General features: G+C 44.7%; 21 protein-coding genes. 2 read left to right on the top strand and 19 right to left on the bottom strand.

What is annotated here, in order from left to right:
* Positions 1–61 precede the first annotated feature (61 nt).
* From AC58UX_RS17940 to AC58UX_RS17855, 18 genes are all read right to left on the bottom strand, one after another.
* Positions 62–1444, bottom strand: coding sequence for a UDP-N-acetylmuramoyl-tripeptide--D-alanyl-D-alanine ligase (locus tag AC58UX_RS17940; protein WP_497255128.1), 1383 nt, complete (start codon positions 1442–1444; stop codon positions 62–64).
* Complete coding sequence (locus AC58UX_RS17935) at positions 1441–2937, bottom strand: UDP-N-acetylmuramoyl-L-alanyl-D-glutamate--2,6-diaminopimelate ligase (RefSeq protein WP_497255125.1); 1497 nt, start codon at positions 2935–2937, stop codon at positions 1441–1443. The genes AC58UX_RS17940 and AC58UX_RS17935 overlap by 4 nt, the downstream gene beginning before the upstream one ends.
* A 110-nt stretch (positions 2938–3047) precedes the next feature.
* Positions 3048–4976, bottom strand: coding sequence for a stage V sporulation protein D (locus AC58UX_RS17930; protein ID WP_497255123.1), 1929 nt, complete (start codon positions 4974–4976; stop codon positions 3048–3050).
* A gap of 92 nt (positions 4977–5068) precedes the next feature.
* Positions 5069–7390, bottom strand: coding sequence for a penicillin-binding transpeptidase domain-containing protein (locus AC58UX_RS17925; RefSeq protein WP_497255121.1), 2322 nt, complete (start codon positions 7388–7390; stop codon positions 5069–5071).
* A 17-nt stretch (positions 7391–7407) separates the two neighbouring features.
* Positions 7408–7872, bottom strand: coding sequence for a cell division protein FtsL (ftsL2, locus tag AC58UX_RS17920; protein ID WP_497255119.1), 465 nt, complete (start codon positions 7870–7872; stop codon positions 7408–7410).
* A gap of 19 nt (positions 7873–7891) precedes the next feature.
* Complete coding sequence (gene rsmH, locus AC58UX_RS17915; protein WP_497255117.1) at positions 7892–8842, bottom strand: 16S rRNA (cytosine(1402)-N(4))-methyltransferase RsmH; 951 nt, start codon at positions 8840–8842, stop codon at positions 7892–7894.
* 69 nt (positions 8843–8911) lie between these two features.
* Entirely contained in the window at positions 8912–9349 is a 438-nt protein-coding gene (mraZ, locus tag AC58UX_RS17910) for a division/cell wall cluster transcriptional repressor MraZ (protein WP_497255115.1), read from the bottom strand.
* Positions 9350–9474: 125 nt separating this feature from the next.
* Positions 9475–10500 carry a DUF4349 domain-containing protein gene (locus tag AC58UX_RS17905; RefSeq protein WP_497255113.1) on the bottom strand — a complete coding sequence of 342 codons (1026 nt, stop codon included), beginning with the start codon at positions 10498–10500 and terminating at the stop codon, positions 9475–9477.
* 743 nt (positions 10501–11243) lie between these two features.
* Complete coding sequence (locus AC58UX_RS17900; RefSeq protein WP_497255111.1) at positions 11244–12506, bottom strand: adenosylhomocysteinase; 1263 nt, start codon at positions 12504–12506, stop codon at positions 11244–11246.
* 11 nt (positions 12507–12517) lie between these two features.
* A complete protein-coding gene (gene bshC / locus AC58UX_RS17895) occupies positions 12518–14152 on the bottom strand; it encodes a bacillithiol biosynthesis cysteine-adding enzyme BshC (RefSeq protein WP_497255109.1) in 1635 nt (544 codons plus the stop codon).
* Between the two features lie 155 nt (positions 14153–14307).
* The gene (locus tag AC58UX_RS17890) at positions 14308–15282 is read right to left on the bottom strand and encodes an ABC transporter ATP-binding protein (protein ID WP_497255107.1); all 975 of its coding nucleotides are present in this window, start codon (positions 15280–15282) and stop codon (positions 14308–14310) included.
* A complete protein-coding gene (locus AC58UX_RS17885) occupies positions 15275–16309 on the bottom strand; it encodes an ABC transporter ATP-binding protein (protein WP_497255105.1) in 1035 nt (344 codons plus the stop codon). Before AC58UX_RS17885 ends, AC58UX_RS17890 begins: the two co-directional genes overlap by 8 nt.
* 16 nt (positions 16310–16325) lie before the next feature.
* Positions 16326–17258, bottom strand: a complete 933-nt coding sequence (locus AC58UX_RS17880; protein ID WP_497255103.1) for an ABC transporter permease — start codon at positions 17256–17258, stop codon at positions 16326–16328.
* A gap of 4 nt (positions 17259–17262) precedes the next feature.
* The gene (locus tag AC58UX_RS17875; protein ID WP_497255101.1) at positions 17263–18195 is read right to left on the bottom strand and encodes an ABC transporter permease; all 933 of its coding nucleotides are present in this window, start codon (positions 18193–18195) and stop codon (positions 17263–17265) included.
* A 96-nt stretch (positions 18196–18291) separates the two neighbouring features.
* Entirely contained in the window at positions 18292–19977 is a 1686-nt protein-coding gene (locus tag AC58UX_RS17870; RefSeq protein WP_497255099.1) for a peptide ABC transporter substrate-binding protein, read from the bottom strand.
* A gap of 389 nt (positions 19978–20366) precedes the next feature.
* Positions 20367–20768: a DUF3397 domain-containing protein gene (locus tag AC58UX_RS17865; RefSeq protein ID WP_497255097.1), complete on the bottom strand. Its 402-nt coding sequence runs from the start codon at positions 20766–20768 to the stop codon at positions 20367–20369.
* 13 nt (positions 20769–20781) lie between these two features.
* Positions 20782–21735: a ketopantoate reductase family protein gene (locus AC58UX_RS17860; protein ID WP_497255095.1), complete on the bottom strand. Its 954-nt coding sequence runs from the start codon at positions 21733–21735 to the stop codon at positions 20782–20784.
* A gap of 102 nt (positions 21736–21837) precedes the next feature.
* Positions 21838–22491: an RsfA family transcriptional regulator gene (locus AC58UX_RS17855; protein ID WP_497255093.1), complete on the bottom strand. Its 654-nt coding sequence runs from the start codon at positions 22489–22491 to the stop codon at positions 21838–21840.
* Positions 22492–22881: 390 nt separating this feature from the next.
* Here AC58UX_RS17855 and AC58UX_RS17850 point away from each other — a divergent pair, with 390 nt between their 5' ends.
* Positions 22882–23112 carry a DUF2626 domain-containing protein gene (locus tag AC58UX_RS17850; protein ID WP_028558057.1) on the top strand — a complete coding sequence of 77 codons (231 nt, stop codon included), beginning with the start codon at positions 22882–22884 and terminating at the stop codon, positions 23110–23112.
* A gap of 31 nt (positions 23113–23143) precedes the next feature.
* On the opposite strand, the gene AC58UX_RS17845 is transcribed toward AC58UX_RS17850, so the two are convergent.
* Entirely contained in the window at positions 23144–24274 is a 1131-nt protein-coding gene (locus AC58UX_RS17845; RefSeq protein ID WP_497255091.1) for a class I SAM-dependent methyltransferase, read from the bottom strand.
* 90 nt (positions 24275–24364) lie between these two features.
* Between AC58UX_RS17845 and AC58UX_RS17840 the strand changes: the two genes are divergently transcribed.
* Positions 24365–25333, top strand: a complete 969-nt coding sequence (locus AC58UX_RS17840; RefSeq protein ID WP_497255089.1) for a hypothetical protein — start codon at positions 24365–24367, stop codon at positions 25331–25333.
* Positions 25334–25352: the final 19 nt, after the last annotated feature.

Below are 25352 nucleotides of genomic sequence, written 5' to 3'. Positions count from 1 at the left end.
CTGCTCATTTCCTTCACTCTATTTCAAATGCAACTGCAATTGCCCACTTCATTTACGCTTATCAAGCTAATAAGCTCTGCACAACCTGCTCCAAGCGCATGCCTCGCGAGCCCTTCACGAGCACGAGATCCTCGGCGCGAGCGAGAGCAGCGAGCTCCTCCGCGAGCTGCGCCTTGTCGTCGTAGGCGCGCACCTGCGCCGCCGGGAACTGCTTCGCCGCTTCATCCGCGATGAAGCGCCCGAGACGCCCGAACGTGAAGACGTAGTCTACACGTTCCGGAGACAGCATCGCGCCGATGCCGCGATGGAACTGCTCTTCGTGCTCGCCAAGCTCCAGCATGTCGCCGAGCACAAGGAACTTCCGACCGAAGCCGCTCAGCTGCTCGGTCAAGGCAATCGCCGCCCGCATGGAGGCGGGGCTGGCATTATACGCATCGTTAAGCACGGTCAGCCCAGAGGCTGCCGTAAGCTTCTCGATGCGCATGCTTGTCATTTGCAGCGCGCGAAGCCCCGCTGCAATGGCTTCAGGCGAGGCGCCGAAGGTTTCGCCGACGGCGATGGCCGCTAGCGCATTCACGACGTTATGTGTGCCGAGCAAGGGAATAAACAATTCCGAGTACCCGGGCGTATTGATTGTGAAGTAAGCTCCGTCAGCGTCCATGCGGATGCCTGTCGGGTATCGATCATTGTCTTGATCATGACCGAAGCGAATGCGTTTAAGACCTGTCGGCAGGTCCAACTCGCCCAGTGCTTGTTCAATTAATGGCTCATCTCCATTATAGATGATCAAGCTACCGCTTGGCATCCCTGTTACAATCTCCGCTTTGGCCCGGGCAATCTCATCCCTGGAACCCAACTGAAGCATATGCGATTCACCAATCATGGTGATTATGGCGACATCTGGTTCAGCAATCTCGGACAATAAGGCAATTTCGCCGCGCCCGCTCATGCCCATTTCCACAACAGCAAATTGTGTTGTTTCTTCAAGCAGCAATAACGTTTGCGGTAATCCGATATGATTATTCAGGTTTCCCTTCGTTTTATGAACCTCAAATGTGCTACCGAGCACAGCTGCTACCAAATCTTTGGTCGTAGTCTTGCCGTTACTTCCGGTGATCCCAATGATGCGAACAGGAAGTTCTTTACGGTAGGCATTAGCCAAACCCTGAAGCGCCTCAAGCGTATCCTTAACTAGGATATATGGAATGCCGTTTGGCACTTGTCCGTGATCCTCTTGCCAGAGAATCGCCGCAGCCCCCTTTTGAAACGCGTCTTCTACAAAATCGTGCGCATCGAAAGTTGGTCCGATCAGCGGAATAAACAGACTGCCAGCCTGAATCGATCGTGTATCTGTGGAAACTCCCTTAATCGAAATATCGCCATGAACACCTGATACCTCGCTGCGGAGCATCGTTGCTATTTGACCTAATGTACGCTGAATCACTGTATTCTCCCCCTAATCGCAGCCCTAGCCACCAAACGATCATCGAAATCATGCTTTACCCCCATGATGTCCTGATACGTTTCGTGGCCTTTTCCCGCTATCAATATTACATCCTTCGGGCCTGCCCCTTCAATAGCCTTTTGTATCGCTTTTTTACGATCAGTCAACAAAACATACTGATGATCTGGATAATTCACTTCCTGGAGTCCTGGCACAATGTCTGCTAAAATGGCTTCCGGATCTTCTGTACGAGGATTGTCCGAAGTCACATAGACGAAGTCGCTATAGTGCGCTGCCACTTTTCCCATAATCGGGCGCTTCGTTTTATCACGATCCCCGCCACAGCCAAATACAGTGATGATCTTGCCTTCGGCAAACTCACTTACCGTGGAAAGGGCATTTTGCAACCCATCAGGTGTATGCGCATAGTCGACTAAAACCAAATAGTCTTGCCCCTCGTTCACGACTTCCATTCTGCCTTCTACGAGAGCTATCCGCTCCAGACTATCACGAATCGCTTCCAATGCAAATCCTTCTGCCAATGACGCCGCAATGGCTCCAAGTGCATTATACACATTGAATTTACCGACTAGCTGCATACGAAAAAAAGCTTCTCCAGCAAAGGATTTCACTTGAAATTCCGTTCCTTTGGCGGACATACGAATGTCTGTTGCGCGCACATCGCATTCACGTTCAATGCCGTAGGTGATAACTTGTGCAGCAGTTACCTTCTGCATCATGATTGATGCTTCATCATCCACATTGAGGATCGCATACTGCTTGCTATCCGGATCTGCCGAATACCCATTGCCAAGTCTGGAAAATAACAAACTTTTCGCAGCAGCATACGCTTCCATGGTTTTGTGTTCATTTAGATGATCTTGCGTAAGATTCGTAAAGATGCTCGATCGGAAATGGAGACCCTTCACCCGTCCCATATCTAAGCCGCTCGATGTAACCTCCATAACGCAATAGTCCACACCAGCATCCGCCATTTGGCGAAGTATCCGTTGTAGCTCGATAGATTCCTGTGTATTTGTAGCTTTATTTTCTATATAGGTATCACCGATTTTAATATGAATATTGCCCATTAACCCCGTGACAAAGCCTTGATCTGCGATGATTTTTTCCAGCAAATACGTGGATGTCGTTTTGCCATTCGTGCCAGTGATCCCGATAATCTTCAGTTCTTTACTTGGGTACCCGAAAAAATGCGCAGAAAGAGCTGCCATGGCGTACCTGGCATCTTTCACAACGAGCTGAGGGACTGGAATTTCCAGGTCCAGCACTCTTTCCGTTACAAGCGCAGAAGCCCCAAGCGCAATCGCTTTAGGGGCGTAGTCGTGACCATCTACGGTTAATCCAGGGATACAAAAAAACAAATCACCTGGCTTTACTTTACGAGAGTCTGCCTCAATTCCCGTGATTTCCGTGTCTTTATCGCCATGAATGCGGGTAATGAGCAGTGCGGAAGCAAGCTCCTGCAGTTTCATAAGCAACCCTCTCTTCCTTAATTTCTCTATCTATTATGGACAATTTTATGCAGGTAGAAAAGCTAAACATGTCTTATTGATCAATCTTTTTTTGATTTTGTCCATGATGGTTACTTTTCAGGATCTACATTGGATAAGAAAATACGAATTGTAGAACCTTGATCCACACGTGAGCCTGCTTTCGGCGCTTGTGAGATAACATATTTTCCATTCCCTGACTTTGCGAGCTTAAAATTCATGTTCAGGTCTTCTAATATATCATCAACTGACGCGCCAACCAAGTCCGGAACTTCAACAACTGGTATTTCACCGTATCTGTATTCTTTGTCCAGTTGATTTTTGTCAGGCTCTACCTTCATATAACGCAAGGCATCTGCCATAATGTCTCTAACTAACGGCGCTGCAATGAGGCCCCCGAATTGAATCCCTTTCGGATCATCGACTGCGGCATACACGACAATTTTCGGATCATCCGCTGGCGCAAAACCAATGAAGGAAACGATATGCTCATCCGGTGAATAACGACCATTGATAACCTTCTGGGCAGTTCCTGTTTTCCCGCCTACACGATAGCCATCAATAAACGCATTGCGTCCTGTGCCTTTCGCAACAACGCTTTCCAGCGCTTCACGAACTTGTCTGGATGTATCCTCCGAGATCACATTGCGCACAAGCTCTGGCTCAACAACATCAACGACTTCTCCCGTATCAGGGTTGGAAAATGATTTAGCTACATACGGCTTAAACAGTTTGCCGCCATTGATCGCAGCGGAGACTGCCGCAATTTGTTGGATCGGAGTCACGGAAACCCCTTGACCGAACGCCGTCGTGGCCAGCTCGACAGGACCTACTTGGGATGGTTTGAACATAATCCCGTTCTCTTCCCCGCCAAGGTCAATCCCTGTCTTCTTCCCAAAACCAAATCGGGAAATATAGTCAAATAATTTTTCCTTGCCTAAACGCTGCCCCATGACGACGAAGCCTGGGTTACATGAGTTTTGAACGACCTGCAGCATCGTTTCGCTGCCATGCCCGCCGCGTTTCCAGCAGCGCAGTCTTGCCCCGCCAACTTCAATGGCGCCTGGGTCAAAGAACTGCTCATTCTTGAGATCTACTTTCTTCTCTTCCAGCGCTGCGGCCAGTGTAATAATCTTGAACGTGGACCCCGGCTCATACGTTTTCCAAATCGGCAAATTGCGATTATACGTTTCGGCTGGAGACTCCATATATTTGCTAGGATCATACGTCGGACGGCTGCCCATTGACAAAATCTCGCCGGTATTCGGATCCATCATGATCGCAATAACATTTTGCGCTTGATATTGAACCATCGCTTGATCTAACGAACGTTCCATGACCGATTGTAAATGACTATCAATGGTCAGCTTCACATTCAATCCATCCTTGGGCGGTGTATAGGTATCCGTCGTTCCTAATAATTTCCGGCCTGCTGCATCTGTCATATAGGAAATGCTGCCTGCCAAGCCAGTCAATTGTGAGTTATATTTCGACTCAATTCCGGTTAACCCTTTATCGATCCCTGCAAACCCTAGAATATGAGCTGCGAGGTTTCCAAACGGATAATAGCGCTTGTTATCCTCAGCAACTACAATGCCAGGCAGCTGCAGATCACGCACTTCCTGCGCCTTTTCAATCGTAATTTTACGACCAGAAGGCTTTATATAGTTTTGCGATGCTTTCTTCGTAATTTGCTTGTAGATGTCCTCTTCATTGCCCTCCAATACTTCTGCCAACTTAGCCGCAGTCGCACGGGCATCTTTAATCTGAACAGGAATCGCCACCAGAGTGGGGGTACTCATACTATACGTAAGCGTCACGCCATTACGGTCCTGAATTTCGCCCCTTTTTGGTGCAAAATCAATTTCTCTTCGCCAGTTATCCTCAGCCTTAAGGGCTAAGGTTGGTCCAATCCAAAGTTGAACATAAGCTAAACGGATAATAAGTGCTATAAAAATAACTGTTCCAATGATTAACGCCGTAAACAATCTGCGACGAACGGTAACGTTAGAAGCCCGCATGAACGTTCAGTCTCCCTTCCCACTATGGTCATGTCCATTCCTAACATGACTATTCGGGACAACCAGGGGTTAGAACAAGCTGTTCACATTGGCTATCTAGTTGAAGCTGTGCGTTGTGTCTCCGTTTTAGCATTAGGAGTAGGCGTTGCCTTCGGTGTTGACTTAGGTGACGGTGTCGGTGTTGGCGAACCAGAAGGAGTCCCCGCAGGTGTTGATCCGGCCGAACCTGATGACGATTTATCACCAAGCGGTTTCAGCTGAAGCGTTACCTCTCTGCTTTCACCAGCCGCAGATTGCTCGGACACGTAGCCTTCCCCAGTGGATTGACATTCGACCTTGAAGAAGGAGCACGTTTCGACGGCATCTCGAAGCGATCTTCCAACTAGATTAGGAAGCGGCATGTCTTCTACAGACTGCATGGCAACATAGATGCGTTGTGTTGATAAAATTTGCGTACCTTCTTTCGGGAATTGATCAACGACTTTTTCCCCTTTGCCAAATACTTCGAGTGACAGCCCCATATCTTTGGCCGTCGCTTTCGCGCTGCTTGACGTCGCATCGGCAAAATTCGGTACATTCAGCCTATTCGCTTCCTTAGGTACTGTTTTGGGCTTTTTACTGGAAGCTACACCCATATATTGCAATGACTCGCCTACGATTTCTTTAAAGGCTGGCGCTAGTACTTGACCACCTAAATGATAGTTTCCGCCAAGATCTGGCTGATCGGCAATTAACGTAATTAAGATTTTCGGATCTTCTGCAGGCGCATAGCCAATAAACGAGATTACCCATGTATCGGAAGAATACGTTTTTTCACCAGGAAGTACGATATTAGCCGTCCCCGTTTTCCCAGCAATGCGATAATCCTCCATAAAAGCAAGCTTACCTGTTCCTACTTCCTGATCGGATACGACTTGCTCTAAATAGCTGCTTACTTGCGCTGCCGTTTGCGGGCTGACGACTTGTCTAACCACTTGCGGTTCAATAGGTGTAATGACTTTCCCCGTTTTAGGGTCGATAATGTCCTTCACAATGTGCGGCCACATCAATTTTCCGCCATTGGCGATCGCTGCGTACGCTGCGGTTTGCTGAATAGCCGTAACAACGACTTTCCCTTGCCCATAGGTAGCTGTGGCGTACTCAGATGGATATTTCATATCGATAAGGCCTGAAACCTCGCCCGGCATATCAATATTAGTCTTTTGTTCGAAGCCGAACTTCTCAATATAATTGCTTAGCTTCGACTGCGTTAGCTTTTCAATTCCTAACTTTACAAAAGCAACGTTACTAGAGCGCTTAAGTCCCTCTAAAAAGGTGATTTTCCCCCAACCCACAATATTATGGTCATGGAGCACGCGGTCAGACACTTTAATCGCACCCGATTGATACGTTTCCGTCGGATTGAATACCCCTTCTTCTACAGCACCTGCAAGGGTAACTAGCTTAAAAGTAGAGCCCGGCTCATAGCGGGAGGAAATGGCGCCATTTCTAAAATCTTTCTGTGGGTCATAATTCCAGTATGTATTTGGATTAAAGGTTGGTGTATTGGCCATTCCTAGAATTTCCATGGTTTTAGGATCCACCGCGATGGCCGTTAGGCTTTTCGGGTGCCACTTATCATTCACTTTAGCCAAAGCACTCTCTAGGTAAAATTGAATATTTTTGTCGATGGTCAGTCTGACATTATTTCCGTCTTCAGCTGGCTTAAAGTTGACTTTAGCGTCTGGAAGCTCGACACCTTTGCCATCCTTTTCATAGCTTAGCATGCCAGGAACGCCCTTCAGAATGTCGTCTAACTTTAACTCCATCCCAAGTGCTGCTTCGCCTTCTTTATTCGTATACCCGAGGATATGAGAGGCCAAAGTTTCACCTGGATAGTATCGCTTCTTATCCTCTAGAATTGAAATCCCAACTAATGCTCTAGAGCCTAGCTTGAGCTTGGTTTGAAGATCCGTGATGAGTACACGGACTTGATCTGCTTTCTCTTTATCAATCTTCCAGCCTTCGTTCCTCACTTCTACGTTTGCAGCAAAGTCTGTGCCATCCAAGTTCTTTTTCGTTGCGCTTTTTCGAATCTTATTTACTAGATCTGCACGCAATGCTTCGGATTCCTTCAAAATATCCGCCAGCCCTTGGGTTACATCCTCAGCAATGTGCAACGTATCAATGACTTTCGGATTGAGCGCGATCGTATACGCGGTTGCTTCTACGGCCAGCACTTTATTATTCCGATCCAAAATGGAGCCGCGGGCTGGGGTTAACACTTTATCAGTTTCCCATCTTTTCTCGGCCTTTTCTAGCAACCAGGAAGCTTCTACGACTTGAATCCAATAGACTTTCACCATGAGGACAACAAAAAGAAGGGTGAAAAACCCTCCGATTAGCAATGAACGCAGCTTAATTTTTTTTGTCATAAATGAGTACCTGCCTGTTACGGTTTAGAAGCTGATTTCGTACTTTTGCTACTAGCAGTAGCATTTGAAGGAGTAGTAGATTTCGATTTCGTAGTTGTCGTGGCTTGCGCTGTAACATTACCTTGCTTCTCATCTTGTAAATTAAACCCGAGACGTACGGCTTCCTCTTTTAAACGATCAGGACTTTGCAGCTTCTCTACTTCTTGCTTGAGCGCGCTGTTCTGTGCTTGAATCTCACGGATTTCACCTTGCATTTTCAAAATATTCGCATTCATCTGATAGATAGCCGCGAATCGCCAAATGATAACCCCGGCAACGATTACACAAAGCACGACTGTGAATAAATAAAGCATTTTCTCTTGCGCAGGCAAAGAAGAATTACGATAGACAACCTTCGTTGTCTCTTTTATTTTTACACGTTGTTGTGGATTCGCTTTACGTTTTGGATCCAGTGCTAAATTGCCTTGAATATATGATGACATCGCTTATTCCTCCCATGGTTCAAAGCTTCTCTGCAATTCGCAGCTTCGCTGATCTGGCTCGTTGATTCACATCCAGCTCATGTTCACTAGGTAAAATAGGTTTGCGCGTAACCAGCTTCAATTCTCCGGATTTGGTGCAAACGCACATTGGAAAAGCTGGCGGGCACGTACATTTCGCCACATTTTTCACAAAAAATTGCTTACAAATGCGATCTTCCAAAGAGTGAAACGTGATGACCGCAATGCGTCCTTGAGGTGCTAGACAGTTCAGTGACTGCTTCAGCGCTTCTTCAAATGCCCCTAGCTCGTCATTCACGGCGATTCGTAACGCTTGGAAGCTGCGCTTCGCTGGATGCCCCCCAGTCCGTCTAGCGGCTGCTGGAATGCCCTCTTTGATCAACTCAACGAGTTCCCCCGTCGTTTCAATTGGTTGCTTGGCTCTCGCTTCCGCAATGACACCAGCAATACGTCGTGAAAACTTTTCCTCGCCATATTCAAACAATATTCGTGCAATTTCTGCTTCAGGCCACTCGTTAACAATTGTCTTCGCAGTTAATGCTGTATCCCGATCCATTCTCATATCGAGCTCAGCGTCATGATTGTAACTAAATCCGCGATCTCCATCATCCAGCTGCGGAGAGGATACGCCAAGATCGAACAAAATACCATCAACTTGAGGCTTACCGTCTCGCATTGCTTTGGGTACACCTCGAAGGACAAGCTCGATATCTCTGAAGTTGCTTTTGATGATAGCTACACGATCTAGATAAGGTGCCAGCACGGTTTGTGCATTGGCTAGTGCAATATCATCTTGATCTAGGGCAATGAGCAGCCCTTCTGGACCTAGTTTGGATGCGATCAGAGAGCTATGCCCTGCCCCACCCATCGTACAATCCACATAAACGCCATCTGGTTTTATATGTAAACCTTCTACAGATTCTTCCTTAAGTACAGTCACATGATGAAACACTTGTTGTCCTCCTAAAAGTTTTGCCTTGGCAAAACTGACTTCGTAAGCATATTCTTAAACACTAAATTTCTATAAGTCAAAATTAAAATCGACCAGCTTCTCTGCTATTTCATTGAATGACTGTTCAGACTCATTGGCATAGCTTTCCCAAACTTGCTTGCTCCAAATCTCCACACGATTAGAAACACCGATAACGACGCAATCTTTCTCCAATTTGGCATGTTCAACGAGATTACTTGGAATGTTGGCTCTACCTTGCTTATCAAGCTCACACTCTGTTGCACCAGAGAAGAAAAACCGGGTAAAGGCACGTGCATCTGACTTCATTAATGGCAATGCTTTCAGCTTCTGTTCGAGTATTAACCATTCTGATTGCGGGTATACGAATAAACATTGATCTAAACCACGGGTGATGACAAAAGCTTCGCCAAGGGATTCACGAAATTTAGCCGGAATAATCATTCGGCCTTTCTCGTCAATGCTATGTTGATATTCGCCCATAAACATAGCATCGGGTCCCCTTTCCCTCCACTTTCTACCACTTTCCACCACATTTAGATGATTATTCGCTAAAAATAAAAGAAATCCTGCTTAGTTAGCAGGATTAATTAATTTTTTTTCATATTTTAGGTCTATTCTGTGCCTTTTGTTCCTTGTTCGGGCTCTTCAAGCGCATTTTCAGCTGTTTGTTGCTCTTTCAACTGCAAGCGTAATTCCTTCAACTGTCTGCTCCGCTTGCGTCTGTATACCCAAATTGGGATGGCAATAATGAGTAATAGCACCACAACCGGCACCGCGGCCGCCAGAAATACCAGGATCCCTTGCAAAACAGCGCCCAATACATTCAAGCTAGAGTCCCATGCCTTTTCAACTCGCTCCGCTAACGTTAGTTCATTCGGATCAGACAGCAGCGGCTTTTTCCCCGTTTGCTGGTACATGCGCAGCTCGATAGTGGAATACGAAACATTCTGATCTAAATACCGCATTCTGCCTTTAATTTGCTCAATTGCTTCTTGCACCTTGGCAAGCTCATTTGAAAATGCGAGGAGATCATCCGTCTTAGAAGCCTTCTCCATGAAGCTCAGCAGCCTGGTTTCAACGAGCTGTTTAGCCGTTAATCGGGAGCTAAGATCAACATATTCTTCGGTAACATCCTGCCCCTGCACATTGCGTTGCAAGGAAGGGCTTATTCTTTCTAAGCCGTCCAACATAGACACAAACCCATTCGCCGCCACTTTAATGGTATAAGTGCCACCCTTTTCGCCCGTATTGGCATTCTCGGAGAACTGTAAAATATATGCGCCGCTCAGTGCCACAAGATCCCGCAGCGCGGTTTGGGCTTTCGCGTAGTCTTCAACCGGCATCACGAGATTAGCTCGATAAATGAGTTTGCGGTTAAAGCCTGCTTCCTGATCGTTCCCGCTTGCAGCGATAGTAATCGTAGACTTCATATTACCCACGGAAGAGCCAGGCGAGATGGCAGCAACCTCCGTTTTCGCCGCAGGAGCAGCTTGACTCGCATTCTTATCCATGGCTTCCGATGCCGCGCCAGCTGATTGTACTTGCATCATTCCCTCTTTGGAATCCTGTTTACTCTCCGAAGAAGAACTACAACCCGCAAGAACACCGAACATGAAAAGACATAACATCATTAACATCGTTAATCTTGTTCTAATCTTACCCCCCATTTTCACCATGCCCCATTTCCATTTTTAGGTTATTACACCCTTCAAACGTTATGAGATTCATGAAAGTTGCATGGGTATTACGATTAACTCAAATAAAGTGAATTACTTGACAGTGTTGGAGGGCTTGAGGGGCTTAGGGAAGTCTGGAGTGCCAAGGGTTTTGGAGCGTTATTGGTGCTGCAGTGCTAGAGTTACTGAGGCGTTGGAGTTGCTGCGGTTGCTGGTGTACTGGAGTTACTGAGGAGTTAGGGCGTTTGAGTAAGCTAGTGTACTGGAGTTACTGAGGTGCTAGAGCAAGAAACTGGTGTACTGGAGTTGCTGGATTTACTGGGGTGTCGTGCTAAATTCAATGGCTGGCGGCGCCCCCTAGGCTAACTGGAAAAAGTACATCTATTTCGAAGTATTCTCACCGAATATGTTAATTAGATGGATTTTATGATGTTAATTCTCGACATATTGCTCAAAATGGATAAAATCCCAAAAATTAACTACATGAAATCCAGTTATTCCGTTTAATAGCCCAATTCTGACTGAATTAACTGTATAAAATCCATTTATTTCGAATTCTTCAGCACCTCGAAGCGTATGCCTTCAAGGGGGAGAGGCCTAAAAAGCACGAATTTAGCCGTAGGAACCTTCTCTTTGTACCACCAGATACAAACAAAAAACACCCTCCGATCCACAAAAGTGGATCAAAGGGCATTCGTTATATCCTAATGCTCATCCCAGCTGTCTAGGTAAGCTTTTTGCTCGTCAGACAGAGCATCCACGCTTGTGCCTAGTGACTCTAGCTTGAAGCGCGCTACTTGCTCATCAAGAACATAAGGAACGTTAACAACTGTTTTGCCAAGAGCTTGATAGGAATCGTTCACATACTTCAAGGACATTGCTTGAAGCGCAAACGTCATGTCCATGATTTCTGCCGGGTGACCGTCACCAGCAGCTAGGTTAACCAAGCGGCCTTCAGCAAGAACGTATACTTTACGACCATCCGTCAATTGGTATTCTTCAATATTGCGACGAACTGTACGCTTGGAGGAAGACAAAGCCTCAAGCTCAGGTTTGTTTACTTCAACATCAAAGTGACCTGCGTTGGAAAGAATCGCGCCATCTTTCATCACTTTGTAGTGTTCGCCACGGATGACATCGCGGTTACCTGTAACAGTAACGAAGAAATCACCCAATTTTGCCGCTTCGATCATCGGCATTACAGCGAAACCGTCCATGTATGCTTCTACGCCTTTAATCGCATCGATTTCAGTAACGATAACGTTAGCGCCTAAGCCTTTAGCACGCATCGCCACACCTTTACCACACCAGCCGTAGCCGACAACGACAACTGTTTTACCAGCAACAACCAAGTTCGTCGTACGGTTAATACCGTCCCAAACGGATTGGCCAGTACCGTAACGGTTGTCGAACAAGTATTTACAGAACGCGTCATTAACAGCAACCATTGGGAAAGCAAGCTTGCCTTCTTTTTCCATCGCTTTCAAGCGTAGAATGCCTGTTGTTGTTTCTTCAGCGCCACCGCGAACATTTACAGCCAAATCTTTACGCTCTGAATGAAGAAGGGACACAAGGTCGCCGCCGTCATCAATGATTAGATCTGGTTTGGACTCCAAGGATTTGATCAGAAGCTCTTTATACTCTTCTGGGCTTGGGTTGTATTTTGCAAATACCGTAATGCCATCTTCAACAAGCGCAGCACATACATCATCTTGCGTAGAAAGCGGGTTGCTTCCTGTGATCGTAACTTCCGCTCCACCAGCTTTAACAACCTTCGCAAGGTAAGCTGTTTTCGCTTCCAAATGCAACGAAATCGTTACTTTCAAGCCTTTAAACGGCTGTTCTTTCTCAAATTGTTCACGAATACGATTCAAAACAGGCATATGCGCCTGAACCCAATCAATTTTCAAATGGCCATCCGGCGCTAGCGCCATATCTGTTACAATGCTGTTTGTTGCAGTTGTCATTTTCGTTCCTCCTACAAATAATAGATACGATGCAAGCCATCTACGGGTATCGGCGTTTCAACCAAAGTATGTAGCCAAGCATTCCCATAACGATTCAGATAAGCACACCCATTATACACTCTTTCTTGTGGCTTGGCCAACGGAAAAATTGTGAGTCTAACACGGTCCAGCTGCCGAATCGCCGCATCGAATTGTGTATGGGAAGCTTCACTCGCTTTTTGATGCAAATAATCGATTTGTTCTATAATTTTAGCTAAATTCGTATCTCCAAGCTTTTTGACACCAGGATTAATGGATTGAAGTGACTCAACTAACGGTGCATAGCTGCTGAGGAACGATTCCTTGACGGCCCCGAACCTTTCATTCAACTGCAACGTATCTTGTTCATCCAACCACGCTTGCTTCTTCTCATTAAAATGTTCCAATACGTCGGTAAATGTAAGCTCGTATTTATCCATCTGCTTCTTAATCGTGCCTTCAATTAATGTAAACTCCATGCGAGGCACGACAATCGGCATCCGCATGTTGAAATGCTCAAAGGCTCCCTTCGTCAAAGCCCAATACGCTATCTCTCCAGGGCCAAGCACCGTCGCTAGAACTGGAAACAGGTACTCTTGCATGAGCGGCCGAGTCATGACATTGTTACTCAGCTGATCAGGTGACGTCAGCGCTTTATCACGAAGCTCTTCCTTCGTATAGCGAATTGAATTCTTTTTATCCGTAAAATGCTCACCCTCACGATGAAGCAGCAGGCGCTGCCCCTCCACAAAGACAAACAGATTCGCTGCATCTTCTTGAACTTCAGCTTGAATGCCATAGCCAGCTTGACTAACGTCCGTTTGACTACGCATCAAGGCTGCCGCAAGAGAATCATTTTGTGCAACAACCCCCTCAAACATGGACGATTCCAAAGCACGGAGCGCAGGCTCATCGGCATCAAGAAGCACGAGACCGTACTCACCGAACAGCATCGACATCCATCGCGCAAAAGCATCCGAAAGCGTCGCCCCCTGCGCAGTTGCAGAACGCATTTTATCCAGCAATGCTGCTTTAAACTCCGTGTCCATCAACGACTGGTCCAGCTTGTTCAAGGCCTCTTCCCACGCTTCTGAAGTCAATGGGAGTCGACTCACCGCTGTACGCACCCCTGTTGGATGGTCCACCTTCAGTTTCTCAATTTGTTGCGTATTAGAGAGGACATGTACGTGATTCACTTCATCGAAGTCATGATCCTCACCCGCAATCCAGAAAACAGGCACAACAGTACGCTGCAATTTCGCGCTCCATTCACGCGCCAATTGAATGATTGTAATGGCCTTATACAGAATCATCAGTTGACCGCCAAACAATCCAGCTTGTTGACCGCCTAGGACGGCAAGTGTTTGTTTATCGCCTAGAGCTGCAATATGCTTCAATGCTGCTTCTGTATTCCCGATCCGCTTATTGTACGCCTCCAGTACACTTACAAGGCTCTCACGATGGACATGCGGGGCGCTGCTCGCTTCATCCAACCACTGGACACGAGATTGCCAATCAGACTCACTTTTAAAATGAGATGGAAATAACGCCTTCGCCTGTCCTGTACCTGCTATATAATCTTCCGCCAATTGCTGATTTTTCTTCCAATGAAAAGTTTCCATTTGCATATGCGACTAGTGTCTCCTCTATATAACAAATAAAACAACTATCCTTTAATTGTACACGTAAGGCCTGCAATCGTCAAAACTGTATTTTTTGTAATTACAATTATGTAGCAAATCGTATATGACGAAAAGCCGCCCCTTTCGGGACGGCTGCGTTATTAGTATAAATGACAAGCAACAAAGTGATTCGGTTCCACTTCTTTGCTAGGCGGCATCGAATCTGCACACTTCGCCATCGCTTGCGGACAACGCGTACGGAACGGACAACCACTAGGCGGGTTGAGCGGACTTGGTACATCGCCTTCAAGAATGATACGTTCCCGTGTACGTTCAACTTCTGGATCCGGAATCGGAATCGCAGAAAGAAGAGATTGTGTATACGGATGTAACGGCTTCGCATAAAGAGCGTCGGATGTAGTAACCTCTACAAGGTTCCCCAAGTACATAACCCCGATACGATCGGAGATGTGCTTAACCATTGCCAAATCATGCGCGATAAACAAGTAAGTTAAGCCCATTTCTTTTTGTAATCTTTTGAAAAGGTTAACGACTTGCGCTTGTACGGAAACGTCCAAAGCGGAAATCGGCTCATCGGCGATGATGAATTTCGGTTCAATCGCAAGCGCACGAGCAATCCCGATACGTTGACGTTGACCACCAGAGAACTCATGCGGGAAACGGCTAGCGTGCTCATCGTTCAAACCAACAGCACGAAGCAGCTCCATTACGCGTTCTTTACGTTTTGCACCTTTGTATAGCCCGTGAATATCGATACCTTCGGCAATGATATTCCCAACTGTCATACGCGGGTTCAAGGATGCGTAAGGATCTTGGAATACCATTTGCATATTCCGGTTGAATTCCTTTAGCTTTTTCCCTGATAGCTTATGAACATCTTCACCGTCGAAAATAACTTCGCCTTCTGTCGCGTCATAAAGCTTAATAATGGTTCTACCTGCTGTGGATTTCCCACAACCGGACTCCCCAACGAGACCAAACGTTTCACCACGTTTAATTTCTATCGAAAAATTGTCTACGGCCTTCAAAATCTTGCCGTTTCCAAGATTGAAATGCTTCTTCATATTGCGAATTTGCAAAATCGGTTGATCAGACTTCGCTAATGTCTTAGACATGTCCTCTACCTCCCACTCCTACAGGACGTTCAACCTTCGGTGCATCCGGGTGAAGCAACCAGCAAGCTGCTGAATGCGTTTCAGAAAGCACTGAGTGAGCTGGATCTTCTTCCAGACAGTGATTCATCGCATACGGACATCTAGCTGCAAAGGCACACCCTTTCGGTGGAGCGAACAAATCTGGCGGCGTACCTGGAATCGGTACAAGCTCTTCATTGCTGTTCGTATCCAACCGCGGCACGGAACGAAGTAAGCCCCATGTATATGGATGCTGCGGCTCGTAGAAAATTTCATCTACAGTGCCTTGCTCAATAATTTTACCTGCATACATAACAACAACGCGATTAGCCATATCTGCTACAACACCAAGATCATGTGTAATTAAGATAATGGATGATTCCGTTTTCTCAGAGATAGTTTTCATCAAATCAATGATTTGCGCTTGAATCGTTACGTCTAGCGCTGTTGTCGGCTCGTCGGCAATAAGAAGCTTCGGCGAACAAGCTAACGCAATGGCGATCATAACACGTTGACGCATACCGCCAGAAAGTTCATGCGGGTATTGATGAATACGGCCTTCAGGCGAGTTGATACCAACTAGCTTAAGGATCTCAATTGCTTTTTCTGTAGCAGCTTTCTTGCTTAAACCTTCGTGTTTGATCAAACCTTCCGTAATTTGATCACCGACTTTCATCGTAGGATTCAATGAAGTCATTGGATCCTGGAAAATCATACCCATTTCAGAGCCACGAATTTTCTCCATCTGTCTGTTAGAAAGCTTCGTAATATCCACTTTCCCATCAAACATGATAGAACCGCTTTTTATATAACTAGGCGGAGTAGGAATTAAACGCATGAGCGTTTGTGCCGTTACGGATTTACCGCAGCCGGATTCACCTACAATCGCCAACACTTCACCTTTTTTCAAAGAAAAAGATACGCCGCGAACAGCTTGAACTTCACCCGCATACGTTTGGAATGAAACTCTTAAATCTTTAACTTCAAGTAAATTGTTTTTGGTGCTCATCATTATTCACCCCTTCTTACTTGCGCATTTTTGGATCTAGCGCATCACGAAGCCCATCGCCGAGAAGATTGAAGCTCAACAAGATCAAGCTGAAAATAATCGTCGGGAAAATTAGGCGATGCGGATATAACCGGATATAGTTAGCACCGTCTGACAGCAAGTTACCTAGCGACGCCAGAGGTGGCTTTACACCAAGACCAATAAAGCTCAAGAATGCTTCTGTAAAGATCGCAGATGGTACAACAAATGTAATCTGCACAATAATTATACCAAGCGCATTCGGAATCAAGCTACGCATAATTATTCTCATGGGAGAAGCTCCCAATGTGCGTGAAGCTAGAACGAATTCTTGCTCTTTCAGCGTCAGCATTTGCCCACGTACGAGCCGCGCCATCGGCACCCATCCCGTAATACTATAGGCGATAATAATGGATGAAATACCGGAACCGATAACCATGATCAAGAGAATCGCAATCAACAAGAAAGGAATTGCGTATACGATCTCAATCGCACGTTGCATCACTTCATCTACTTTTCCGCCGTAATAAGCAGAAATACCACCATAGATAACACCGATGACCAAATCAATCAAAGCTGCGGTAATACCGATAAACAGGGAAATACGCGTTCCCATCCATACACGTGTCCAAACATCTCGACCGAAGTCATCTGTACCGAAGAAATGATCGCCGCTTGGAACAGCATTTCTAAGCTTTAAATTTTGCGTCTGATAATCGTAGCTCGAAACAAAAGGAACGATAATCGAAAGGATGATTAAAGTTACCAATATAATTAAGCCAGCCATAGCCAGTCTATTTTTCTTAAGTCGTCTCCAAGCGTCCTGCCAATAATTGAGTGAAGGTCTAACAATGACTTCACCAGTTAGAGATTTATTTGCAACGGGAGCAAACTTGAAGTTGGTCTCTGTTGAATCTTTTGGAGTTTGCATGAACTTATTTCCCGCCTTTCCCAAGACGAATTCTAGGGTCTACTAAACCATAAACAACGTCAGTAATAAAGATAACGACGATCAATATACTTGAGTAAAAAATGGTTAATCCAGAAATCATTGTATAGTCATTTGAATATACAGATGATACGAAATGTTTACCCAAACCTGGTACACTAAAAATTTGTTCAACAACTAACGTACCTGTGATGACGTTTACAAATATTGGGCCGATTACGGTGATAACCGGTAATATCGCATTACGAATTGTATGCTTTATGACAACTGTCAAATTAGACAAACCTTTAGATTTCGCTGTTTTGATATAATCTTGATTGAGTACGTCCAACATGGATGTACGCATTAGACGTGCCAAAATAGCAATCGTTCCGAACGATAGAGCAATCGCTGGCAACACTTTGTATTCTGGACCTTTCCACAAACCAGCAGGAAGAATCCCCCACTTCACACCTACATAATAAGAAAGCATTGGCCCGAGCACGAAGGACGGGATAGACACACCAAGAATCGCAATGAACATCGCTGTATAGTCACCAGCTTTATTGTGCTTCAAGGCTGCAATAATCCCTAAAGTCAAACCAACTACAATTGCAATCGCAATTGAAATTAATCCTAATTCTAAGGATGAAGGGAAAGCTTGTTTAATAATATCCGTTACTTTGTGAGCAGGAAATTGAAAGGAAGCTCCCAGATCGCCGTGGATGATGTTGTTCATGAACGTCAAATACTGTTGCCACAACGGCTTATCCAGTCCATATTGCTTCATCAACATATCTCTCGTAGCTTTCGGAATCTTCTCAGCGCCTTCTCCTAGTGGATTACCTGGCAAGTTTTTCATCAAGACGAAAGTAAATGTTGCGATTAGCCATAACGTGATAAGCGCATATAGGAAACGGCGAAGAATGAACTTAACCATATTGCTCCTCCTTTATTAAAATATAAAACAAGAAACTTAGAAGAGGCCGCTCCCACGAGGTGCGAACGGCCCCTTCTGCTAACTACTGCTTAACAATTACTTAATATTAGCCCACTTTAATTCCCACTCTTGACCAAAGGATGGAAGAATCAATCCGTTGATGGATGGTTTTTTCAAGTAAGCACGAGTACGGAAGTACAATGGAGCTACACCTTGATCGTCCATAAGGATTTTCTCAGCTTCTACCAATGCTTTCGCACGTTTTGTTACGTCTGTTTCTGTTTGTGCGCCTTTTACAAGCTTATCGTATTCTGCGTTGCTGTAGTCACCTTCGTCAAACTCGCCGCCAGTTACCCACATATCCAAGAACGTCATTGGATCGTTGTAATCTGCGCCCCATAGGGAAAGTACGATTTCGAAATCTTTCTTGGAGGAAAGCTCGATACGCAATGCGTGTGGAACTGGGTTAGCTTCAGCTACATAACCAAGGTTTTGTTTCCATTGTGCAAGGATAAACTCAAGTGATTTTTTCGCAGTTTCAGTATCATCTGCGTTCACTTTCATTTTTGGAAGTTCTTTCAAACCAAGTTCAGCTAGACCTTCAGCAAGCAATTGTTTTGCTTTAGCAGCATCGAACTTCGGTTGAGTATCTCCAGCAGTTTTACGGAATTCGCCGCCAGCACCGTCAGAAGTACCACCTGGTACTAGACCAGTGGAAGCTACGGAACCGTTAGCAAGTACTGTATCTACATAAGCTTGGCGGTCGATTGCCATACCAAGAGCTTGACGGATTTTTTTGTTACCCAATGCTGGAACTTTTTTCGTTTGATACATGAGGTATGAGTTCGTCAACTCTGGTTTAGGCAGGTTGTCCGGCTTACCTTTGTACAATGTTAATTGATCACGGTTAATCTCAGTCAAATCAGCCGCGTCAGTTTCATATAGGTTAAGACCTGTATTTGTATCTTTTACGATATTGATTGTTGCTTTCGTCAACTTAACGTTAGCAGCATCCCAATATTTTTCGTTTTTAACAAGCTCAAGTGTTTGACCGTGATCCCATTTGCTAAGAATGAACGGACCAGCACCGATAACTTTGTCAGCTTCTGCGCCGTATTTGTCGCCAGCTTTTGTTACGAAATCTTCACGTTGTGGCAAGAAAGTTCCGAATGCAAGCATTTGTGTAAAGAATGCAACCGGTTTTTCAAGTTTGATTTCGATTTGTTTGTCGTTGATTGCTTTAACGCCTAGAGCGTCTTGAGCTTTTTTCACATCTTCAGGAGTTTTAGCTTTAGTTACAGCTTCTCCACCTTTGATCCATGCTACTACGAAGCTGTATTGGCCTTTTGTAGCTGGGTCCAAAGTACGTTTGAAGGAGTAAACGAAATCTTGTGCTTTAACCGGTTGACCATCGGACCAGTTCGCGTTGTCACGAATGTCGATTGTGTACGTCAGACCATCAGCAGAGATTTTAGGGAAATCTTTTGCAAGACCAGGAGTTGCTTTGCCGTCTTTATCTGTACGATATAGACCTTCGTTAAATGCGCTAATAAAAGTAAAAGCAGCATTTGCTGTAGCTTTGGAGCTATCCATAACAGGTGGCTCTGCTGAGAAATTGATTTTAATTTCTTGCTTTTTCGTGGAAGCTGGTGCTGTTGTACCTGTTGCTCCACCCGTTGGTGATGTCGTTGGTGTTGTTTCCTCGCTTTTACCACAACCAACTGCAACGCTACCCATGAGCGTTAGTGCTACTGCTGTAGAAACCCATTTTGTCGTTTTCATAAAACTCCTCCTTTAAAATATGTATGTCTAGACATCTATTGGCTAGGTGTTTTGTTAGCTTTATTTACATAAACCTTACACCCTTAACCCGGAGATCAATGAAACCGCTTCTTTAATGTTATGTTACATCACTTAGATCTCTGGTAAAAAAAATTACTAGAGTCTACGCAAGGAATTATAACATATACAATGAGTTTGTCCACAAATAATTTACCTCTGTCTAAATAACAGGTAAAAAAATTTACTCTCACGGTTTTTAATTATACAACCAACGGTCAATAAAATCTAGACGATTTTGTTTGTTATTTTCTACAAATCTCAAATAAATATTACAATCTTCCTCTGTATCATTACCCAGATCACCCAAAATTAGGTAAACTCCATCACTTCTATGTTGAAAAAAGGTAGTTTTTACCGATATGGACGAAAAATAAAAGGATATATAAAGCAGATAAGCCCACAAAACTAAGTCGCCAAACTAGTCTGCCTACTTTGATTAAATTAGTTTTCCCCTTCAAGTGATTTTGATATCCCCCAATAATTCCGAAAGCAATTAATAATATGAGGACAATCAACCAGAAACCAAATTGGGTTTGAAAGAGTCTGTTCCACATTAAAGATACAGATCCTAATAGGAACAAGGTTGTGACATCCATAGTAAACCTAGTGGTCATCTTCTTGTCCTTTAAAAAGAGATAGATGATGAACCACAAGACAACAAACGTAATAAATGGCGCCACGGCAAGCATCGCATATAAAGTAGATAATAGACTAACTAAACCATTCAGCAAGAAGAGTCACCTCTTATTTTTCTATTGCTTTAATCATTCTATACACCATACGATGCGATGGAAGCTCCAGGCCCATTTCTTGGCCCATCTCAACCAATCTGCCATTCAAATAGTCAATCTCCGTTCGTCGTGATGCCTCTACATCCTGCAGCATGGAGGAATGATTCATACTTGTTGCCTGACACACATCCATAATAGTAGACCACAGTTCATCTGGAAGCTCAATCCCTTTGGCCATAGCCAAACGAAGCGCTTCTTGATAGAGATCCTGCATGAGTGAACGCGTCCACTCTGAACGAAGCAACTCACCATTTTGCACACGTAAAATTGCAGTTAATGGGTTAATGACCGCATTGATCACTAACTTATTCCAAATCCTAACTTCCATGTTTTTCGACAATTCCGCGCGAAATCCTGCTAATTCCAACAGCTGCATAAATAAAAAATGTTGGTTTTCCCCTGCACTGCGTTGAGTAGATTCTAAACCTCCAATATACGTGATGCCATGCCCTGTATGTCTCACAGCGGTCGTGCTGTCTCGCTTGGCTCCTTCTGTCGTAACTGCAAACAAAAGCTTATCGCGATGAATAGCTTGGCCTAATGTCAATTCATGACCTATCCCGTTTTGGAAGCAGACGAGATAGCTGTTTTCTGTCATTTGACTTTTAATATAAGCGATATGCTCTGGTGTTATCGCCGTTTGCTTCACCATGAGAAAGATATAGTCAACTTGATGCTTTCGGGCAACGACAGCCTCTTCCACATCTTCTTGATAGCTTTTTAAAATAATTGGAGTCCCCGTCTGCGTCGTAAATGAGGTCATCCCATCTAGCAAAATGCCTTGCTGAGCCAGTAACTCCGCTTGTTCCACAGTTCTTGTCACGACCGTTAATTGCTCGCAAAAAGGGGCAAGCTTCGAGGCGAACAACAACCCTAAGGAGCCTGCTCCAATGATCATGATATGCATGTAATAACCACCCTTACTTGATATAACCTCTATTATACACAAAAAAGCCGCAGACCAAGGTGATCCTTGATCTGCAACTCTCTCTAGCGGTCCGAATCCCGCCTAATCTACTCTTTCCAAATTACCGTTGGCATCCATTTTGAATCGAGGCTTCTCTTCTTCCTCTTCTTCAACCAAGAATGCCATTTTCCTAGCCCGATCCATAATTTGAATAAGCGCTTTATAATCATCATTTACAACGCGATAATCGGTTTCAACTTCGTTCACTTGCTTATTCAGCTTATTATTTTCTCTGCCAAGTCTATCGAGTTCGTCCTCTTTATCCTGCAGCTCTTTTTCTAACGTTTTGATATGACGATTCATGTCTTGATAGGTGCTGCGCCATTGCCTTAAAAAACGAATGACCGCGTCAATCGAGAGTGTTTCTTCTGTAAATACTTCATTTTTGCCTGCAGGCACTTCAGGGCTGTCAAGTAATCCAATCGAGGATGAACCTGAGATGGAAACCGGTGCATGCTTTTTCATCTGCGTCCGTTTCTGACGCTGTGCTTTGGCGATTTGAATTGCCGCCTCATATTTCTTCCGAACAAAACTGTTCCAACGGAACCCGCATGCGGCCGCTGTTCGTCCAATACGCTCCCCAACTTCTTCAAACGCAGATAATTGTGTACTTCCCTCTCGGATATGACGCAATGTCAACTCCGCTAAAATTAAGTCGTCTTCATCGCTCCAAGCATCTTGTCTAATCGCCGACATAAGGCCAAACCTCCTAACAAATTATAGGGATCTTTGGTCGGAGAGCAAAGTCTCTCCTTTTCGGGAGCTTCGATTCCTGATCAAATTCTCTCCTATTGCAGATGCATCAGTAAAATAAGAATCAATTAGTCAGACAGGTATCAATTGATTCGTTGCCATTATTACTATTTCTATGCCCGTACTAGAGTTCATAGAATCTATTTGATACTAAATGGTATTGCCAAATTTTTTGACCCTCATACATGGGATTCGTATAAAAAGACATACTACGTCTATATGATGAAATGTTTTCAATTTCGTCACCGTTTGACGGTTTACACCACTTGGATCAGACGGTATAATGTGTTGTAGTTAAAGTGCAGCGTGGTACGAGAGGGGGATGTAACGAGAATGGATCGCATGTTTCGGGTTCTAGGTTTTTGGACACTTGTTATCGCACTAATGAGTTTAGCTGGCGATATGATACCTATGTCTCTGATTTTCTTTTTTCAAACTGCCGTATTCGTCATTCTAGGCTATATGCGCTTGTCAGAACGTACTTACATATTGTTGTTCTGGGGATATATGATTATCTCCTTCAGCGGATTTACGTATTGGTCATTTTTCAAAATGTCCATCTAAGTCAGATGACAAACAAAAAGGTGAATCGGCATTATGCCGATTCACCTTTTTTCATGGCGATAAACACTTTAAACAATTCACTCATTCCGTCGCTCAGCAGTAATTGCCGAATTGAACGATTGCGTTTCGATACTTCGCTAAAGGGATTCGGATCAAAATGGTTTTGCAGCCTCTCCAGTATCCCCTGCTCCACCAAGAACTGGCGCTGTGTTTGCAGCTGACCGAATTCAAAGCCGCTAGCTGCCGCGGCCGACTGACACAAGCTAAAATTGACGTGCGCGGTTATATCCTGATCCCCTTGATCGATAAAGGGATTATCATGCGCCTCATGCCTGCGGTAGCACATTAATGTCCCCCGCTGTCGATGCGAGGCAAAAAGCTCCTCTTCGACATCCCCATAATCAATTGCAATTACAGATCCGCTTAGGATTCGCCGCGATAGTCGATCATACCAGGCAGCAGCTTCTAAATTCATTTCTCCTATTTGTCCATCTAGCCACTGAACTTCCATGGAGGTTACATAGTCTACTATACGTTGGTCTGATATGGGAACCCAAATCTCTTGGCAATTTGGCTCAGCTTCCTGCCATTTAACAAAAGATTCTTGAAAGGACCTTTCCTGATAACGAATGCGATGAATCGGGAACGCATCCAATAATTCATTTGCAAGCACATAGACATGTTTCTGAGGGGGTTCATTCAACCAATCTGATTCATCCAAAAACCGTGTATGCTTCCCATGTTCGGCAAGCAACTCTTTTTGCTGCTGGCGATGATAGGGACTCGATTCAATCAAGGTATACGTTAATCGCGCATAGACTTCAGGAGCAGCCTGCTTCATTTCATCCAGCAGCTGGAGGGCCATTCGTCCATTGCCTCCTCCCCATTCCGCCAGTTCAATGCGTACCGGCAGCTCGGAAAGACTTTGAATTTGTTTATGAATGAATGTCGCCACCATTTCACCCATAACGGTTCCAATGGAAGAGCTCGTATAGAAATCACCTTGCTTACCTATCTTGACTTGGTCCTTGCGATAATAACCATCTGAATCGTGGTATAAACACATTTCCATATAATCGCGAAAGGAAATGAGTTGATTTTCAGCCAATTGAATTCTTTCTTTTATAGCTTGTAATACCGGATTGTGTCCTAGTTGATTCACGCGTGTAAAACCCCCAGTTCTTTACTTACAGACAAATGAATAGGAAACCCTTATAATGATAAAGGATTATGGAAGGAGAGACAGCTCAGCATGACTAAGAAGTGGATTACTCTAACAGCGATTACGGCGATTAGCCTAGTCTCGTTGACAGCCTGTACAGACAATACGAAAGTCAAAGAATCTTTTCAACTATCGGTAAACAAACAAGCAGAAATGAAGTCGTATACCTTCGATGGAACCACGACGCTCGCGATTAGTGATGGCTTAATGAAATCAGCAAACCCGCTTACAAATGGGTTGTTATCTTTGATCAGAGAAAGCACGATCACCTGGAAGGGTGTTAGCAACATAGACCCTCTTCAGTTCCAAACGGACTTGCGCATAACACCGAAGGGATCTACATCCCCAATCGATATTCCAATTCTCATTAAAGATAGCAAATTGTATTTTAATATGCCAGCCTTAAATAAGACCGCAGATGAGTATTACGCGATTGATTTACAGAAAATGAGCGGAGCAGCTGCAAGCCCGTTAACCGCAGACACCTTGAAGAATACCCCTCAAGTTTCTTCGGCACTTAGTAAGTTAATTTTTGAAGGTATCGATGCCAAATGGTTTAAGGAAGCCAAGGAGCCGGTAAAGCTGGCCGATGGCACAACGGCTAAATCCATTCAAGTTGATCTGACTGCTAAAAATACGAAAGAAATCAACACACAATTGCAAGCCAAATTGCCAGAGTTTATTGGTTCCTTGCAGACGAATGGCTTCTTGTCCGCTGACAAAGCGGATGCACTTAAGAAAAGCGGCTTTTCTGCTCTGACGCTGAAGGCACCTGGCAATATGAAAATTGCCATTGACGACAAAGGCTTCATTCGAGATCAATCCCTTGATATCACATTTACAGTGACGATAGATGGGAAGGCATATGACAATCATATCGCACTGCATCAAACCTATGATGCCATTAATCAAGGCACACCTTTAACGAAGGAAGTTCCTGCGAAAGTGAAGAGTTTTGATGACATTCTAAAGCTGTTAGTACCAGCGGCTAAAAAATAGGAACTAGATCAAATACTTA

It is taken from the genome of Paenibacillus sp. J22P90 (genome assembly GCF_059692195.1).
Note: the sequence above shows the minus strand (reverse complement) of the source record. Positions and strands in the feature narration are given on the sequence as shown.